The organism is Oscillospiraceae bacterium (genome assembly GCA_009780275.1).
In the GTDB taxonomy this organism is placed as follows: Bacteria; Bacillota; Clostridia; order Oscillospirales; family UBA929; genus WRAI01.
Genome location: WRAI01000017.1, coordinates 36429 through 53166, shown reverse-complemented (window position 1 = coordinate 53166; position 16738 = coordinate 36429). Strand labels below are relative to the sequence as shown.

Annotated in this window: 16 protein-coding genes; 15 read left to right on the top strand and 1 reads right to left on the bottom strand. The window is 49.9% G+C overall.

Features of this window, described 5'->3' with window-relative positions; translation table 11 throughout:
- The first annotated feature begins 42 nt into the window (after positions 1-42).
- From FWE06_06395 to FWE06_06325, 15 genes are all read left to right on the top strand, one after another.
- The gene (locus FWE06_06395) at positions 43-144 is read left to right on the top strand and encodes a hypothetical protein (protein MCL2546808.1); all 102 of its coding nucleotides are present in this window, start codon (positions 43-45) and stop codon (positions 142-144) included.
- The gene (locus FWE06_06390) at positions 144-1103 is read left to right on the top strand and encodes a PhoH family protein (protein ID MCL2546807.1); all 960 of its coding nucleotides are present in this window, start codon (positions 144-146) and stop codon (positions 1101-1103) included. The genes FWE06_06395 and FWE06_06390 overlap by 1 nt, the downstream gene beginning before the upstream one ends.
- Positions 1084-1509, top strand: a complete 426-nt coding sequence (gene ybeY, locus FWE06_06385; protein ID MCL2546806.1) for an rRNA maturation RNase YbeY — start codon at positions 1084-1086, stop codon at positions 1507-1509. The genes FWE06_06390 and ybeY overlap by 20 nt, the downstream gene beginning before the upstream one ends.
- Entirely contained in the window at positions 1506-2387 is an 882-nt protein-coding gene (era, locus tag FWE06_06380) for a GTPase Era (GenBank protein MCL2546805.1), read from the top strand. Before ybeY ends, era begins: the two co-directional genes overlap by 4 nt.
- Complete coding sequence (gene recO / locus FWE06_06375; GenBank protein ID MCL2546804.1) at positions 2384-3022, top strand: DNA repair protein RecO; 639 nt, start codon at positions 2384-2386, stop codon at positions 3020-3022. Before era ends, recO begins: the two co-directional genes overlap by 4 nt.
- A 132-nt stretch (positions 3023-3154) precedes the next feature.
- Positions 3155-5536, top strand: a complete 2382-nt coding sequence (locus FWE06_06370) for an endonuclease MutS2 (GenBank protein MCL2546803.1) — start codon at positions 3155-3157, stop codon at positions 5534-5536.
- A 10-nt stretch (positions 5537-5546) separates the two neighbouring features.
- Positions 5547-6029: a GNAT family N-acetyltransferase gene (locus FWE06_06365; GenBank protein MCL2546802.1), complete on the top strand. Its 483-nt coding sequence runs from the start codon at positions 5547-5549 to the stop codon at positions 6027-6029.
- Between the two features lie 65 nt (positions 6030-6094).
- Complete coding sequence (locus FWE06_06360) at positions 6095-6811, top strand: hypothetical protein (GenBank protein MCL2546801.1); 717 nt, start codon at positions 6095-6097, stop codon at positions 6809-6811.
- 114 nt (positions 6812-6925) lie between these two features.
- Positions 6926-9532 (top strand): valine--tRNA ligase, encoded by a 2607-nt coding sequence (locus tag FWE06_06355; GenBank protein ID MCL2546800.1) that lies wholly within the window; start codon positions 6926-6928, stop codon positions 9530-9532.
- On the top strand, positions 9529-10827 hold the full coding sequence (locus FWE06_06350) for a bifunctional folylpolyglutamate synthase/dihydrofolate synthase (GenBank protein MCL2546799.1): 1299 nt from the start codon (positions 9529-9531) through the stop codon (positions 10825-10827). The genes FWE06_06355 and FWE06_06350 overlap by 4 nt, the downstream gene beginning before the upstream one ends.
- Positions 10828-10836: 9 nt before the next feature.
- Entirely contained in the window at positions 10837-12204 is a 1368-nt protein-coding gene (murC, locus tag FWE06_06345; GenBank protein ID MCL2546798.1) for a UDP-N-acetylmuramate--L-alanine ligase, read from the top strand.
- A gap of 37 nt (positions 12205-12241) precedes the next feature.
- Positions 12242-12442 (top strand): hypothetical protein, encoded by a 201-nt coding sequence (locus tag FWE06_06340; protein ID MCL2546797.1) that lies wholly within the window; start codon positions 12242-12244, stop codon positions 12440-12442.
- Positions 12443-12532: 90 nt separating this feature from the next.
- Positions 12533-13045: a hypothetical protein gene (locus FWE06_06335; GenBank protein MCL2546796.1), complete on the top strand. Its 513-nt coding sequence runs from the start codon at positions 12533-12535 to the stop codon at positions 13043-13045.
- 103 nt (positions 13046-13148) lie between these two features.
- On the top strand, positions 13149-14492 hold the full coding sequence (gene hydG, locus FWE06_06330; protein ID MCL2546795.1) for a [FeFe] hydrogenase H-cluster radical SAM maturase HydG: 1344 nt from the start codon (positions 13149-13151) through the stop codon (positions 14490-14492).
- A 22-nt stretch (positions 14493-14514) separates the two neighbouring features.
- Positions 14515-14901 carry a hypothetical protein gene (locus FWE06_06325; GenBank protein ID MCL2546794.1) on the top strand — a complete coding sequence of 129 codons (387 nt, stop codon included), beginning with the start codon at positions 14515-14517 and terminating at the stop codon, positions 14899-14901.
- 175 nt (positions 14902-15076) lie between these two features.
- Here the strand turns inward: FWE06_06325 and FWE06_06320 are convergent, their stop codons facing one another.
- Positions 15077-16534, bottom strand: a complete 1458-nt coding sequence (locus FWE06_06320) for a tryptophanase (GenBank protein ID MCL2546793.1) — start codon at positions 16532-16534, stop codon at positions 15077-15079.
- Positions 16535-16738 lie beyond the last annotated feature (204 nt).

The window sequence follows — 16738 nt, the reverse complement described above, 5'->3', positions numbered from 1 at the left end:
GGCCCCGAGGGTGGGTTTAGCGAAGATGAAGCCGAAAAAGCGATGCAATCATTGACAGCTGTGACGCTGGGTGCGAGAATATTACGTTGTGAAACCGCACCCGTGGCGGTGTTAGCGAGCATTACGTTATATTATGAGGTGTAATTTTGGAGCAGATTATTCAAGTAGACCGCATGGAGGAGCTTATCGCACTATTCGGCAGCTTTGACCAAAACATTCGGCTGATTGAAAAGCAGTATGGCGTGGTGATTGTCAGCCGCGGCGATGAGGTGAAAATTAGCGGTGAGGTTGAGGTGGTAGCCTTGGCGGCGCGGGCGGTGCAAGCGTTGCTGTCGCTGGTTGCCAAAGGCGAAGCACTTGATGAGCAGAACGTCAATATGGTCATGCAGATGGTGGAAGACGGGCAGGACAGTCAGCTTGAAGCTATGGGCAAGGGCGTGGTATGTGTGACGGCGCGCGGCAAGCCTATCAAAGCAAAAACGCCCGGGCAGCAGCGATATATTGATGCCATTGCAAAGAACACTGTAACGTTGGGCGTTGGTCCCGCAGGCACGGGCAAGACGTATTTGGCGGTCGCGGCGGCAGTGACGGCGTTCCGTGATAGAGCGGTCAGCCGCATTATTTTGACGCGCCCGGCGGTTGAGGCAGGGGAGAAGTTGGGCTTTTTGCCCGGCGATCTGCAAAATAAAGTTGATCCGTATCTGCGCCCGTTATATGACGCCATGTTTGATATGTTGGGCGGCGACAATTATCAAAAGCATATGGAGCGCGGTTCAATCGAAGTCGCACCCTTGGCATATATGCGCGGGCGGACATTAGATGATTCATTTATCATCCTTGATGAAGCGCAAAATACCTCGCGTGAGCAGATGAAAATGTTTCTTACGCGCATGGGACAGAACTCCAAAGTTGTTGTCACCGGCGACGTGACACAAGTTGATTTACCGAAAGATAAACCATCGGGGCTGATTGAGGCCATGCGGGTGCTGAGAAATGTCGAAGGCATTGCACAGTGTGAATTGAGCCATAAAGATGTTGTGCGGCACGTAATGGTACAGCGGATTATTCAAGCGTATGAGAATTATGCGAAACGTAAAAATTAGCGTATCGAGCGCGCCGTGGAGTATGCGGCGAGCAATTAAACGCGCGGCACGGTGTGCGTTGCGGTGTGAGGGTGTGGACGGCAAACGTCAAATTGCCGTTGCTTGCGTAGACGAAGAAAGCATACGCGGGCTCAACGCTCGTACGCGGAATATTGATAAGACCACAGATGTGCTATCGTTCCCGAGCGGTGAAGATGTTTTTCTGGGCGATGTGGCAATCTGCTTGCCGATAGTAGAGCAGCAGGCTGTTGAGTTCGGACATAGCGTTAGGCGTGAGCTTAGCTACATGACGGTACATTCGATACTGCACCTGTTGGGTTACGACCATGTTGACGAGGGCGCGGAAAAAGCGCGGATGCGTGCGCGGGAGAAAGAGATTATGGAAACATTGGGGGAACTGCGATGAAATCGGGTTTAATTACTATTGTCGGACGGCCAAATGCCGGAAAATCGACGTTGACCAATACACTTTGCGGCGCGAAAGTCGCCATTGTGAGCAACAAGCCACAGACAACGCGTAATCGAATCAGTGCAGTGGCGTATTATGACGATGTGCAGCTTGTGTTGATGGACACGCCGGGCTTTCACAAGCCTAAAAACAAGTTGGATGATGTCATGCAGCGCACGGTGAATGAGAGCATGCTGGATGTTGATGCTCTTGTGCTGGTTGTTGAGCCGGTGGCGCGTATTGGCAAGCCGGAGGGCATTTTGTTGGAGCGTATTAAGGCGATGGGCGTGCCTTGTGTGTTGGTCATCAATAAAATTGACACGTTGCCGCGACAGGAATTGCTGTCTGTGTTGCAACTGTACGCTGAGCAGTATGACTTTACTGCCATGATACCGTTGTCTGCGCGGACGGGAAATGGCGTCGACGCGTTGAAGCAAGAGTTGGCAAAGCTTATGCCTGAAGGGCCGCAACTTTTTCCCGACGGCATGGTGACAGATCAGCCCGACCAACAGTATGCTTGCGAAATTGTGCGTGAGAAGTTGCTGTGGGCGTTGAATCAGGAGATTCCGCACGGTATTGCCTGCGTGTGTGAGCAATGGGAAGAGAGCGCCGGGTTGCTGAGCATCGGCGTGACGATTGTGTGCGAGCGGGAGAGCCACAAGTCGATTGTTATCGGTAAGCAGGGTTCTGTTTTGAAAAAAGTGGGCGAGCAGGCGCGGATTGAACTGGAAAAGTTCTTTAACTGCAAAGTTTTTTTGGAAACATGGGTCAAAGTGCGCAAAAATTGGCGTGATTCGCAGGCGCATGTGCGGAGCTATGGTTACACAGTCGAATGAGCCAGATATTTAGCGAGTTGGACGCCCTTGTGTTGCGGGCAACGCCGTATGGTGACAACAGTGCGTATCTGCTCGTACTGTCCAGACAGCATGGCAAGGTGATGTTGCGTGCGCGGGGTGCGCGGCGGCGCAAATCGCCATTGTTGGCGTTTGTTGAGCCGTTGGTGTATGCACGATTTTCGGTGTTCGACTACCGCGAACGCTTGACTATCAACGACGCCGAAGCACACAGTTTTTTTGTGCCGTTGCGCAGCGATGTACGGAAGCTGGCACTGGCAACATATATGGCCGACGTTGCCGATGTCGTGGCGGACGGCGACAGGCAGGACGATGCGCTGCTGAGATTGATGTTAACTGCCCTGCACAAACTAAGTGGCACTCAGTATACGCTGGAACATATCAAGGCGGTCTTTGAGTGGCGCATCGCGGCGATCGCAGGTTATCAATTAGAAGCTCCGCAAGGGCTTTCTTCTGACCGTGTGAAAGCCATTCATCATAGCCAAACCGCGCCGACTGAGCGGGCATTTTCCTTTGTCGTGAGTGATGATGATTGGCGCGATGAGGCTGAAGATTATCTGCAAACGCACTTGGCGCACGCGTTTGAGAGCTTGGTGTTTTATAAGAGGTTATCATAAGCGCTGAGCAGGTGTCCGGCAAAAATGGAATCCCGGAAACTTGCGTGTAGTTGCGCAGACAACGAAATCAGAAGTGAGTGAAGTTTTGTCAACTAAATGCCGTTGTAAAGTGTGCCAAAAGGGAGAGATAATATGATGGACTTGCAGCAAAAATCTATGCGCATCTTAGAGTTGTCGCGTATTTTAGCTATGCTTGCCGATTGTGCGCAAAGTGCTGAGGGCAAGGCTTGGACAGTGGCACTTATACCGGCGAATAATATGCACGATGCACAGTGTTTGCTGGATGAAACGGCTAACGCATATGATTGCATCGGTACACAGGGTAGTCCGTCTTTTGCCGGGTTGCGCCCGGTGAAAGATATTGTCAAGCGGGCAAACGACGGCGGTGTATTGTCTACGGGGGAATTATTGCAGGTTGCTGATTTGTTGCGCACGGCGCGGGGGGCAAAGTCATATGCGAGTGAAGATAAAGCGGGCAATGTCAACCATTTAAGCAAATATTTTTCCGCCTTGCAACCCATCAAACGTCTCGAAGACGCTATCACAACGGCGATTCTCGGCGAAGACGAGATTGCTGACCATGCCAGTCCGGAACTGGCAAATATTCGTCGAAAAAAACGTATTGCGGCGAGTAAAGTGCGTGAAGTATTGCAAAAAATTGTGTCATCCCGTTCAAAAGTGTTGCAAGATGCCGTGATTACGCAACGCGGCGGGCGGTTTGTTGTGCCGGTGCGCAACGAGCATAAAAATGACGTGCCGGGATTGGTGCATGACGTGAGTTCCAGCGGTGCGACGTTTTTTATCGAACCGCAGGAAGTGGTGACGCTGAACAACGAAATCCATGAATGGGAGGCCGCCGAACGCGCTGAAATTGAGCGAATTTTGGCAGCGCTGAGCAGAGATGTTTCTGAGGTTGGCGACGCGATTTTGATGAATCATGATATGTTGCTTGCGCTAGACTGCATTTTTGCCCGCGCAAAGTTGGCGTATGAAATGTACGCAAGCAGGCCGACGCTTACAGAAAACGGCGCGTTGTCGCTAAGCCGTGCGCGCCACCCGCTGCTTGACCGAAAAATTGCCGTGCCGATTACCGTGACGTTGGGCGAAACGTTTGACACGCTTATCGTGACCGGCCCAAACACAGGCGGCAAGACGGTTGCGTTGAAAACCATCGGGCTACTGTCGTTAATGGCAGCTTGCGGACTGTTTATTACCGCCGATGACGGTAGCCAAGTGCCGCTCTATCGCGCAGTATTGGCAGATATCGGTGATGAGCAAAGCATTGAGCAATCTCTATCCACATTTAGTGCGCATATGACGAATATTGTTGCTATTTTGGCGCAATCAGGGCAGAATACGCTGGTTTTGTTTGATGAATTGGGCGCGGGGACTGACCCGGTCGAAGGCGCGGCATTGGCGCGGAGCATTATTGAATACGCGCGGAGTCAAGGCGCGGTTATTGCTGCGACGACACATTATGCCGAGCTGAAAGCCTTTGCATTGACGACGGCCGGTGTGGAAAATGCGGCATGTGAATTTGATGTTGATACATTGAAACCGACGTATAGGTTGTTGCTTGGCGTGCCCGGCAAGTCTAATGCGTTTGCCATCTCGCGGCGGCTGGGGCTGCCGGAACATATTGTCACACAGGCGGTGCGGCATATTGAAACGGGTGACGCGGCGGTTGAGGATGTCGTCGCGGCACTCGACAGCCAGCGAAAGAAGCTGGAAGACGCGCGTCAAACAGCTGAAGAGCATGCGCGGCTGGCAGGCAATAAACGCGCCGAATGGGACAGGCTGGCGCGTGAGATTGAAAACGAGCGTCAAAAAGCCGCCGAAAAAGCACAAACTGAGGCACACCGTATCTTAGACGAAGCGCGGGCGGCGGCCGATTTAGTGCATGAGGAAATCGCCGCTTTGCGCCGCAAGGCGAACAAGGGCAGCTTTGACACATTGCAAGAGGCGCGGACAAGCATGAAGCGGCAGCTTAATGAGACGGAGAAAGCTTTGCAAATAAAACGAAAAATAGCTGCAAAGCCTAAACAATGTGCTATACAAGTTGGTGATACCGTCGAAATGCTGAAATTGGGTGGACAGGCAACGGTTATCAAGTTACCGGATAAAGACGGCAAGGTTGAGTTGCAAGCAGGCATTTTGAAGGTCAAGGCACATGTCGATGAATTGCAGCTGATTGAGCGCGAGCGAGTGACCGTGGAGGCTAAAAACTACGGGCACGGTGACGGCAGCAGCAATGAACCGACATTTCGCACTGCGCCGCAGGAGCTGCTCATCCTTGGCAAGAACGTTGATGAGGCATTGCCGGAAGTTGACGCATATTTAGATAGTGCCGTTATGGCGAAGATGGAGACGGCGCGTATTGTGCATGGCAAAGGTACGGGTGTGTTGCGAAGTGCAGTGCATGGGCATTTGAAGGGTCATCGGCAGGTTAAGGCATTTCGGCTGGGGCGTTATGGTGAGGGAGAAGATGGCGTGACGGTTGTGACGTTGAAATAGGAGGAAAAGCATGGCGATTATGCTACGAAACGCGGGCGCAAGTGACGTTGAGCTTGTCACCGAACTGTTGCGCGAACTGTACGGCGATGATGAGTCGTACGAAGAATTGCGCGAATGTACCGCGAAAGATTTAGTAAACAAAAAGTCGGCATTTTTTCTCGCGTATGAAGATGAACGGCCAATCGGCGTCAGCCACGGCGCATTGCGGAGCGAGTATGTAAACGGCAAGGCGTACGACGAAACTTGCGGGTACTTAGAGGCAATTTACGTTCGGGAAGCACATCGTAAAAACGGTATTGCGCGCGCGCTTGTTGCTGTGTGCGAGCATTGGGCGCGGGAGAACGGTTGCCGCGAGTTTCTGAGCGATTGCTTGCTGGATAATGTTGACAGCTATAAATTTCATTTGCGGTTGGGATTTGTTGAAACAGAGCGGTGTATATTTTTTAGAAAAGAGTTGGGACGGGGCGGTTGTTGCGCGGGGGATAAAGCGTAAAGTTGTTATGTCAACCAAAAAATGCGGAAATTTGCATTCCATGCATAAGGAGCAAAAAAGTTGCCATGAAAAAGTTAGTCATATTGGTCGCGTTGATTACAGTGCTGCTTAATATTGTTGTAATGCCTGTTATGGCGTTGTCGATTGCGCCGCCGGAATCGTTTGAGATTATCTCAGAGGACCAAACAAGGGTGTTTCGTTTCTACGGTTACGTCTTTTGCGAAGAGAGCGGCTATTATCGGTTTGAACACGAAGATGGTGATGAAAGAGCGGCGATTTATACAAATACAGAGCCGAGGCAACTTGTATATACCATCAATCATTTTAGGAGGGCATGGCTGGGGCTGCGGGCGTATTTTTCCAATGATATGTCGTATTTTGTTTCGTCTGTTACTTGCTCATCGGGCAGGAGCCAGTCGTTGGTTTTTTATGCGTATGGCGAAGTTGTCAGAACATATTCAAGGCATCATTTGTTAAATAATCCTGATGCAGAAACAAGACGTAGGGAGATGGATTTTGCAAGACCGTATCGGTACAACTGGTCAATTACAAACTTTGATGCCGAAAGCAACGAGCTGACAATACGAACGGACGAGCGCAGAACGGTGGTTTTTGACATTGAAACCGGCGAAATTATATTAGATAATCAAGGATTTTTTATTGATTTTGCCGGACTTTTTGCAAGATTTTTCAGACAAATTATGGCAATTGTCATTGTAGCGATAATTGCTGTCAGTATAGGGATGTTTTTGCAGCAACAAAATAAGGGCAAAAAAGCATGATGCAATCTCTGGGGTTATGCCGTCCAACAAGCATTTTCTGCAATGTGGACAAATACGCCGATATGGTATATACTATTAAAGTTATACATTTTTAACCCGAATTGGAGATAAGTCATGGAAAAGAACTATAATCATGCCGCTGCTGAAAGTCGCACATATGCCATGTGGATGGACGCAAACGCTTTTCGCGCCCGGGTCAATCCCGATAAACCGCCGTTTTCTATCGCTATGCCGCCGCCGAATGTAACAGGGCAGCTGCACATCGGTCACGCTTATGACAACAGTTTGCAGGACATTCTTATTCGCGCCAAACGCTTGCAGGGGTATGAATCGTGTTGGGTTCCCGGTATTGACCATGCCGGCATTGCAACGCAAGCGCGTGTGGAAAAAATGCTGCGCGAAGAGCATGGTGTGACGCGCCACGATTTGGGGCGTGAGAAATTTCTTGAACATGTTTGGGCGTGGAAAGAACAGTACGGCGGGCGTATTTTTGAGCAGTTTAAGAGCCTTGGTGTGTCCTGTGACTGGGAACGTCAGCGTTTTACCATGGACGAGGGATGTTCTCGTGCAGTGGTTGAGGCATTTGTTAAGCTGTACGAAAAAGGCTTGATTTATAAAGGGTTGCGCATTATCAACTGGTGTCCGAAATGTGAAACGGCGTTGGCGAACGATGAGGTTGAGCATAACGACCGTGAAGGAAATTTGTGGCATATCAAGTATCCTGTTAAAGGCACTGACGAGTATTTGATCGTTGCGACGACGCGCCCTGAAACGATGCTGGGCGACATGGCGGTTGCCGTACACCCCGAAGATGAGCGATATACGCACTTGGTAGGCAAGATGGTGGTGCTGCCGCTTGTTGGGCGCGAAATCCCCGTAATTGCCGACGAATATGTCGACCGCGAATTTGGCACGGGCTGTGTAAAAATCACGCCGTCGCATGACCCGAATGACTTTGATGTAGCGCAGCGGCACGGCTTGGCGCAATTGATTGTGCTGGACGGGCAGGCTGTTGTAAACGAAAATGGCGGGCAGTATCAAGGCTTAGCGCGTTATGATGCGCGCAAGAAAATGCTGGCTGATCTAGAAGCAGCGGGGCTGCTTGCAAAAACCGAAAAACGCACTCACGCCGTTGGTAGCTGCTATCGTTGCAAAGACACAGTTGAGCCGCTGGCGAGTGAGCAGTGGTTTGTCAAAATGGAGCCGTTGGCGAAAAAAGCGATAGACGTTGTAAAAAACGGGAAAATGGCGTTTGAACCGGAACGTTTTACGAAAATTTATTTACACTGGATGGAAAATATTCGCGATTGGTGTATTTCGCGGCAATTGTGGTGGGGACACCGCATTCCGGCCTACACTTGCGCGGCGTGCGACGAACTTGTTGTGGCGCGTGCCGTGCCGAAGGAATGCCAAAAATGCGGGCAAAATGATTGGCAGCAGGATTCTGATGTGCTGGATACGTGGTTTTCGGCGGCATTGTGGCCATTTGAGGTCTTTGGCTGGCCGGAGAAAACATCCGATTTGGCGTATTTTTATCCCACAATGGTTGTCAACCCCGCGTACGACATCATTTTCTTTTGGGTTGCGCGCATGATTGTTATGGGCTTGGAATTCATGGGCGATGTGCCGTTCAAAACGGCGTTTATTCACGGTCTTGTGCGGGCTGAAGATGGGCGAAAAATTTCAAAATCGCTCGACAACGGCGTTGATGTGGTTGAAATGGTGCAAAAGTATGGCGCAGATTCGTTGCGCTTGGCGTTGACAATTGGCGTAGGCAACGGCAACGACTTGCGGTTTAGCGACGAGAAGTGCGAATCTATGCGAAATTTCGGGAATAAGCTATGGAACGCGGCAAGATTTGTACTGAGTAACGATGTTGAATTAAGCGAATCAAGCTTGCCCGATACATTGCAGCAAGAAGACAAATGGATTCTTAACCGTTTGCACACGACAGTACAAAATGTTACGGCGGCAATCGACCGTTACGATTTAGGCATGGCGGCGCAGATGATGGTGGACTTTGTGTGGAACGAATTTTGCGATTGGTATATCGAGTTGTCCAAACCGCGCGTATTTGCGCACGAACAGGACGTTCAGCGCGTGTTGACATACGTTTTGTCCAAGATTTTGACGTTGTTGCACCCGTTTATGCCATTTATTACCGAGGAAATATGGCAATCGTTGCCGCATAAACCGTGTGATTTACTCGTGCGCGGCACATGGCCGCAAGCTGACGGCAATGCGCCGTATGCGGCAGAAACCGCGGCGATGGAACGCGTGATGGAAGCTATCCGCGCCATCCGTGCCAAGCGTGCCGAGATGAATATTCCGCCGAGCAAAAAGACGGCACTTATGATTGTAACAGACGAGCTTGTCGCTTATGATGCAGGTCAAGCTGTGTTGTGTAGGTTGGCTTCGGGCAGTGAAGTGTCGGTTACGAATGTTAAACCAAGTGACTTGACAGGATATGTGCAAGTAATGACGCAGGAGGCGCTGATTCTTCTGCCATTAGATCAGTTGGTTGATCGTGAGGCCGAGATCAAGCGGTTGCAGGCTGAGAAAGTCAAAGTGGAAAAAGAGCTTGCGCCGTTGCAAGCGCGGTTGAACAATGAGGGATTCATTGCCAAAGCACCGCCGAATGTCGTTGCGGCCGACCGAGAAAAAGAGGCATCATTAATGGCGAAATTGGCGAAAATCACGGAAGGATTGGGCAGTTTGTGAACTATCAGGAGTCGTTAAATTATTTACATGGTGTTGCGAAGTTTGGCACAAAGCCTGGTTTAACACGCATTCAAGCATTGCTCAATGCGATGGGTAATCCCGAAAAAGGCTTGCGTTGTATTCATGTCGCCGGCACGAACGGCAAGGGGTCGACGTGTGCTATGATTGACGCGGTGCTGCGTAAACAGGGCTATCGTGTGGGGTTGTGTACGTCGCCGTATATGTTTGATTTTTGTGAGCGAATCCGTATTAACGGCGAGATGATTTCGCAGGACGAATTGGCAGAGCGGATGACGGCAGTCAAGGCGGTTATCGAACAAATGGAACGCGACGGGGAAGAGCCGCCGAGCGAATTTGAAATTGTTGTGGCCGTGACGTTGCAAGTGTTTTCGGCGCATGACGTTGATTTTTGCGTGATTGAGGTCGGCATGGGCGGGCGTTGGGACGCTACCAATGTGATTGAGCCGCCGTTGATTGCGGCGGTGACGGCGATTGCGTTTGACCATATGGAATACCTCGGCGACACATTACCGCAAATTGCGTACGAAAAATGTGGTATATTCAAGCGTGGCAGCCGTGCTGTGGCAATGGGCGGGCAGTCTGACGGCGTGTTGAACGTGATTTTAGAGCAATCGCTTGTCAAGGAAATTCCTTTGACATTTACCGAGCCGGAGTCTATTATTATCTTGGAAGCAACGCCGGCGCAAACGCGGTTCACATACCGCGGCAAGCCGTATTGTTTGGCGTTGGCGGGCGAACATCAAGTTAAAAATGCTGCCGTTGCAATTGACTGTTTAGAGCAACTGCGTCTTTGCGGCGTAGTGGTTGATGAGCAAGTGATTCAAGACGGTTTGCAATCGGTAGAGTGGGCGGGGCGGCAGCAGATTTTGAGCGAAAAGCCGCTGGTCATGGCGGATGTTGCGCACAATCCCGACGGTATGTATGCGTTGGTGAATTCGTTGAGATCAATGTACGAAGGGCGCGAAATTCACGCCGTTGTCAGTATGCGCCGCGGCAAGCAGGCGGATGTATGCGTTGGTTTACTTGCGCCGCATTGTAAGGTGTTTTATGCAACCGCGGCGAATGCCGACCGTGTTATGCCTGCCGAGGACTTAGCCGCGTTGGCGAGTGCGCATTGTGCTGATGTAAAAACCTGCGAGACAGTCACGAATGCGGTTAAAATGGCGTTAAAGGCGGCGCAAGATGGCGATTTAGTGTTGATTTGCGGCTCGCATTACATGATGGAAGAAGCGTATTTAGAAGTTCAGAATTCGGGATTCGGAATTCGGGGTTAAGGAGCAACGATGAAATTACGAGAATTATTGTCAAACCCCGGTGTTCGGGTACATTTTATTGGAATTGGCGGCGTTTCGATGGCGCAATTGGCGGAATTACTGCACAAATCGGGGCATTTTGTAAGTGGCTCGGATATGCAGGACAGCCAACGTGTTGGTGACTTGGAAGCGTTGGGCATTGAAATATCGACAGTACACGACGGCAGCTTGATTGGCGATGCAAAAGTTTGCGTGCGGTCGGCGGCGATTCGTGATGACAACGCTGAAGTCTTACAAGCCAAGGCGTTGGGGATTCCGTTGTATGAACGCGCCGAACTCTTGGGCGCGATTATGACGGCGTATGAATACTCGGTTTGCGTTGCGGGCACGCATGGCAAGACGACAACTTCGTCAATGCTGACGCATATTGCAACGACTGCCGACCGCTCGCCCACGGCGTTTATCGGCGCGCGGACGCCGACGCAGCCCAAGGGCTTTTGTTTGGGTGACTCGAATTTAATGATTACCGAGTCGTGTGAATACTACAATTCGTTTTTGCATTTTCATCCGAAAATTAGCCTAATTTTGAACATTGAGTATGACCATCAAGACTTTTTTAGCGATTTAGGTGCGGTTTTGGATGCTTTTAGGCAATTTGCGAAAAACACGCCGGAAGACGGCATTTTGCTGATTAACGGCGCGTGTCCGAATTGCCGCGAGGCATTGGACGGCATGAAGTACAAGACGTTCGGCTTGGCTGAAAGCGACAATGTGCAAGCGACAAACATTATGTGGGACAAAGGGTGCGCCAGTTTTGACGTAACTGTGGACGGGCGTTTTTACGCGCACGTTGCGTTGAGTGTGCCGGGCGATTTTAATATGCTTAATGCGCTTGGTGCGTTGGGCGTAGCGCAAATGCTGGGGATTCCGGGGCAAGAGGCGGCCGTTGCATTACAGAGCTTTCGGTCGGCGGAACGGCGCATGGAGTTGAAAGGGCGGTGCAACGATGCGTGGGTCTATGATGATTATGCGCATCATCCCACGGCGGTGGAATTAACACTCAATGCCGTGCGCGAGATGGGTTTCAATGCTGTGCGCGTGGTGTTTCAACCGCATTTGTACAGCCGCACCGCGCAAATGCTCAACGAATTTGCCGAGGCGTTAAGACTGGCCGACAGCGTGATTGTTGCCGATATTTATGCGGCGCGCGAGCCGGACGAGGGTATTGTGTCGAGCGCGAAATTGGCAGCGTTGATACCCGGCGCGCGGGCAGTGAGTGATTTTGGCGAGATTGCCGAGATTTTGCGCAAAGAGGTTCAGCCGAACGATTTGATTTTGACCATGGGTGCGGGGGATGCGTATCAAGTGGGGGAAATGTTGGTTGTTAATAACGTTTAGGAGTATACTCAGAAAATTTATATTAGGTGGTATAGCTATGAGCCATATTATTGAGAAATGCGAAAAATGCGGAAGTGATAATTTGAGGCAAGGTGAACTTACAGGTTATGGTGGCAGTTTGTTCAACCCAGATGGAAAAAGATCTATTTTTGGTATGCTGAAAGTTACAGCTATCGCTTGTAAAAATTGCGGAAATGTTTTCAATTTGGCGTTAGAGAACCCACATAAACTTAAATAATGATTTCGCAGTATAAGCAAAGTACCACACAACGGCTTGATAATCAATAGTGAATAAGTTTTATATTTTGAACAAAAGAGGTATTTTGAAATGACAGAAAAACAAAAAAACGCCTTAAACAAAATAATTGTTACTTTACCGAATGATTGCCGGAAAAGCTACTTGGAAGTTGCCGAATATGCAATATCATTGGGTTATATGCCTGCATTAACAGGAAAAAACGAAGATAAAGCGGATTTTAGAAAGAGTAAAACGAAGAAAACAATTTTAAGTATCAGAACGAAAAATAATTCACCACAAATAGCCATGAGTTTTTATGCACTACAACAATACACAGGTGTGTTCAAAGAAGCCCTTGAAAAAATATATAACTATGAAAATACTGGATACGAAACGCGTTGTTTTGAATGTGAAAATAAGTGCGGGCAATGCGGCACTGGAATAGCATACGGTTATTCAATTATTCTGCCCGACGGCAAGTATGGGTTTATTTGTGGGCATTGTGTCATTCCATTGCCGACATTCTGTGCCGAAAACATACAAGAAGTCAAAGAAGCCTTGAAAATACAAGATGAGTTTTACTTAAAGAAAATGTCTGAATAGTATAAGCATTTTCAGCTGTAATTCGTCTTCGACGCTCAACGTATTTTATGCGCCGATAGGCGTTGTATCGTGACGCTATATAGCAAAATCCAAGGAGAAAATAATGCAAGAAACATTTTACGCCAACGCTATCGAGCGTGATTTAGCGGCGGGCGCGAGTGCTGCGCAACATACATTTACCGTTCAAGCCATTATTGACAAAGGCTTGGCCGGGATGGGACTGTCGCCGTTTGAGGCAGCAGTGCTGCTGAAAAACAAAGACCCGCAAGTGACGCAGAGCATTCTCGATGCCGCACGGCAGGTTAAGCAACGCATTTACGGCAAGCGTGTAGTCATTTTTGCGCCGTTATATATCAATGACCATTGCGTAAACAATTGCCGCTATTGCGGTTACAAAGCCGATAATCAAACGCTGCGCCGTGTGTTGACGCAGGACGAAATTGCCGCCGAAGTGCGCGTGTTGGAGTCGATGGGACACAAGCGTTTGGCGCTCGAAGCCGGGCAACATCCCGACCACGCGCCGATTGAGTATATCACTGAAAGCATTGAAACGATTTACAACACCGTCAACGATAACGGTGTGATTCGCCGTGTCAATGTCAACATTGCGGCGGCGAGTGAGGATGATTACCGCAAACTCAAAGCTGCCAATATAGGCACTTATGTTTTGTTTCAAGAGACGTATCACCCCGAGGCATACGCCTACTATCACCCCGACGGTCCGAAAAGCGATTTTACGTGGCACTCAACGGCGATGGATAGGGCCATGTCTGCCGGTATTGACGATATTGGCTTGGGGGCATTGTTTGGGTTGTACGACGCCGACTTTGAGGTGTTGGGTCTACTGCACCATGCGTTGCATTTGGAGAAAACGCACGGCGTTGGACCGCATACGATTAGTGTGCCGCGAATGAAAGCGGCTGCGGGTTCAGCCGAGCCGTTGTACCCGTTGGATGACGAACATTTTGTAAAAATTGTTGCCGTGCTGCGATTGGCGTTGCCGTATGTTGGATTGATTGCTTCAACGCGAGAGTCGGAGATTTTGCGTAAGCGGCTGTTACACGCCGGAGTCAGCCAAATTTCGGCGGGTTCGCGGACAGGGGTTGGCTCTTATACGTTGGACGAAGAAGCATTAAGCCAGTTTTCAGTTTCCGATACGCGAAATTTAGACGAAGTGGTACGCTGGCTGTGTGAAGATGGATTTATTCCCAGTTTCTGTGTTGACTGCTATCGTGAGGGCAGGACAGGGGATTTGTTTATGAATTTAGCTAAAAGTGGAAAAATTAATGAATATTGCACGCCGAGTGCGTTGAAAACTTTAGTAGAATATAGTGCGGGTTATGCCACAGGCGACACTAAGGCGGCGATTGCGGCGTTGTTGGAGCGCCTGCAATCAGAACCGGAAGAAGACGTGGCCTACAAAGGGCATTGTTGCAATAGTCATTAAAAAAGCTGGGAGGGCAATACGAATGAAACGGACAATTTTAGCAATCTTACTACTGACAGTACTCGCGCTCGCCGGATGTGAGGACAGTATCGACAGTGATTTAGTCGGCACATGGGTGGCTGAGATTTCTGATACTAGCATGGACGAAAAGTTAGAAATTGTCTACATATTCCGTGCTGACGGCAGCGGGGAAGTCGGCACGAGGATCGACGGTGCGGAAATATCGGCAATTTCGCCGGATCCATTTTATTGGCATGTCGACGGCAGACAAATTGTCTTTGCTTTCCCGCATGGAGATGACACATCACCGCCCGCCGAAGAACGCCATTGGTTTGAATTGCGTGAAGGAGAGCTTGTATTGCGCGATACGCGCGAACCGGATGTAGAGTGGTTCTTTGAGCGGGAATAAAAATAACAACGTAAACAACCCCCATGGGATTGGCAACGCCATATCCCATGGGGGTTGTCGTATCAGTTAATCTGCAAAATCCTTTTCCAATGCAGTAAAGACGTCACGGCCTACCAAAAAGAAAATCCATCTTCATCAATGCCGAAGTTATCGCCAAGAGCCGCCTAGTATAGAATTACAGACTCTCTCCAAAATCCTGTCTAAATGCCTTGGCCAAATCATCTGCCCAATTCCCCACAGGCGCAAGCCGCCCGAAGAAGAAGCGCAATACGTTCGGCTCTTCGACAAACTTCAAGCCGCCAATCAGTTTGCGGTTTTCATACAGCCACGCCAAACGGTCGGCGGTGTACTTCACTTGCGATAGTGTAAAGACACGCTTAGGCACAGCCAAACGCAGCAATTCCATCTCGGCGAGTTTATCCTTGCCGGTGGTCTTGTCGCGTTCCTCACTCATTGTGCCGCGCTCCATACCGCGCACGCCGCTGGCGATATACATCGCCGCTGCCAATGCGCCTGCCGGATAAATTTCCTGTGGAATATGTTCACAGAACGCCCGCGCGTCAATATGACACCCAAGTCCACCCGGCGGTGTGACAACAGGCACACCGCGCCCGAGCAGTTCATTGCACAACGCCTCAACAAAAATCGGCGTTTGGCTGATGACTTCGATATCCATCGTCTCGCGCAACCCAACGGCCAATGCCTCCATTTCGCGCACCGACATGCCGCCATAAGTCAAAAAGCCCTCGTATAACGGAATTAGCTCGCGCATCCGTAGGAATAAATTGTCGTCCGATACCATAATACCACCGCCGCGCGCTGCGCCCAGTTTCCGTGCCGAGAAGTACACAATATCCATCAACTCGCCGATTTCGCGCGTAATCGCTTTGATATCAACGCTCTTATATGCCGCCTCACGGGTTTTGATAAAGTACAGGTTGTCGGCCAACAGGCTGGCGTCATAGACAAGCGGAATGCCATGATTGCGGCAAATGCCGGATACGTCGCGCATATTCGCCATCGAAACAGGCTGACCGCCGATAAGGTTTGTGCCTGCCTCAATGCGTACAAAGCAAATCTTATCTTTGCCCAGCCGCGAAATGGCGGCATTGAGCTTATCAAGGCACATATTACCCTTAAATGGATGGTTGCTCGTGATGTTGAGACCCTCGTCGATGACAATTTCTTCGATTGAACCGCCATTCAGCCCGATATGCGCCTTAGTCGTAGTGAAGTGGTAATTCATCAGCGCGACCGAACCGGGGTTGGGCTTGACCAGCACTTCGGCAAGGATGTTTTCACAGGCCCGTCCTTGGTGAGTGGGCAGAAAATGCTTCATGCCAAAAACATCTTGAATGACTTCTTCAAGACGATAATATGTTTCCGAGCCGGCATAGCTGTCGTCGGCCTGCATCATAGCGGCGAATTGATTTTCGCTCATGGCGTTGACGCCGCTGTCTGTCAGCATATCTAAAAATACATCGCGATTTCGCAGCAGGAAAGTATTAAAACCGGCTTTTTTCATTGTTTCCAGTCGTTCTTCGACCGGCAAGAGGTTAATTTTTTGCACCATACGCACCTTGTGCATTTCGAGGGGGATGGACTCACCGCTTCGCATTTTGACGTTAGACATGATGGCCTCCTATGTAATGGACAGATTTTGAGTTTCGTGTTAGAATACAAAGTATAACACGCTTGCGCTGCGCCTGTCAATATTTAGTGCGTGATGACGTTTGCGCCGCATTCATCACCCGTTGCAAAATCCGACATTCTTTGGTATGATAGTTTCACGGACGAAAACGCCGTCTGCCACTTAGCGTTGGGACAAGTTTGCACG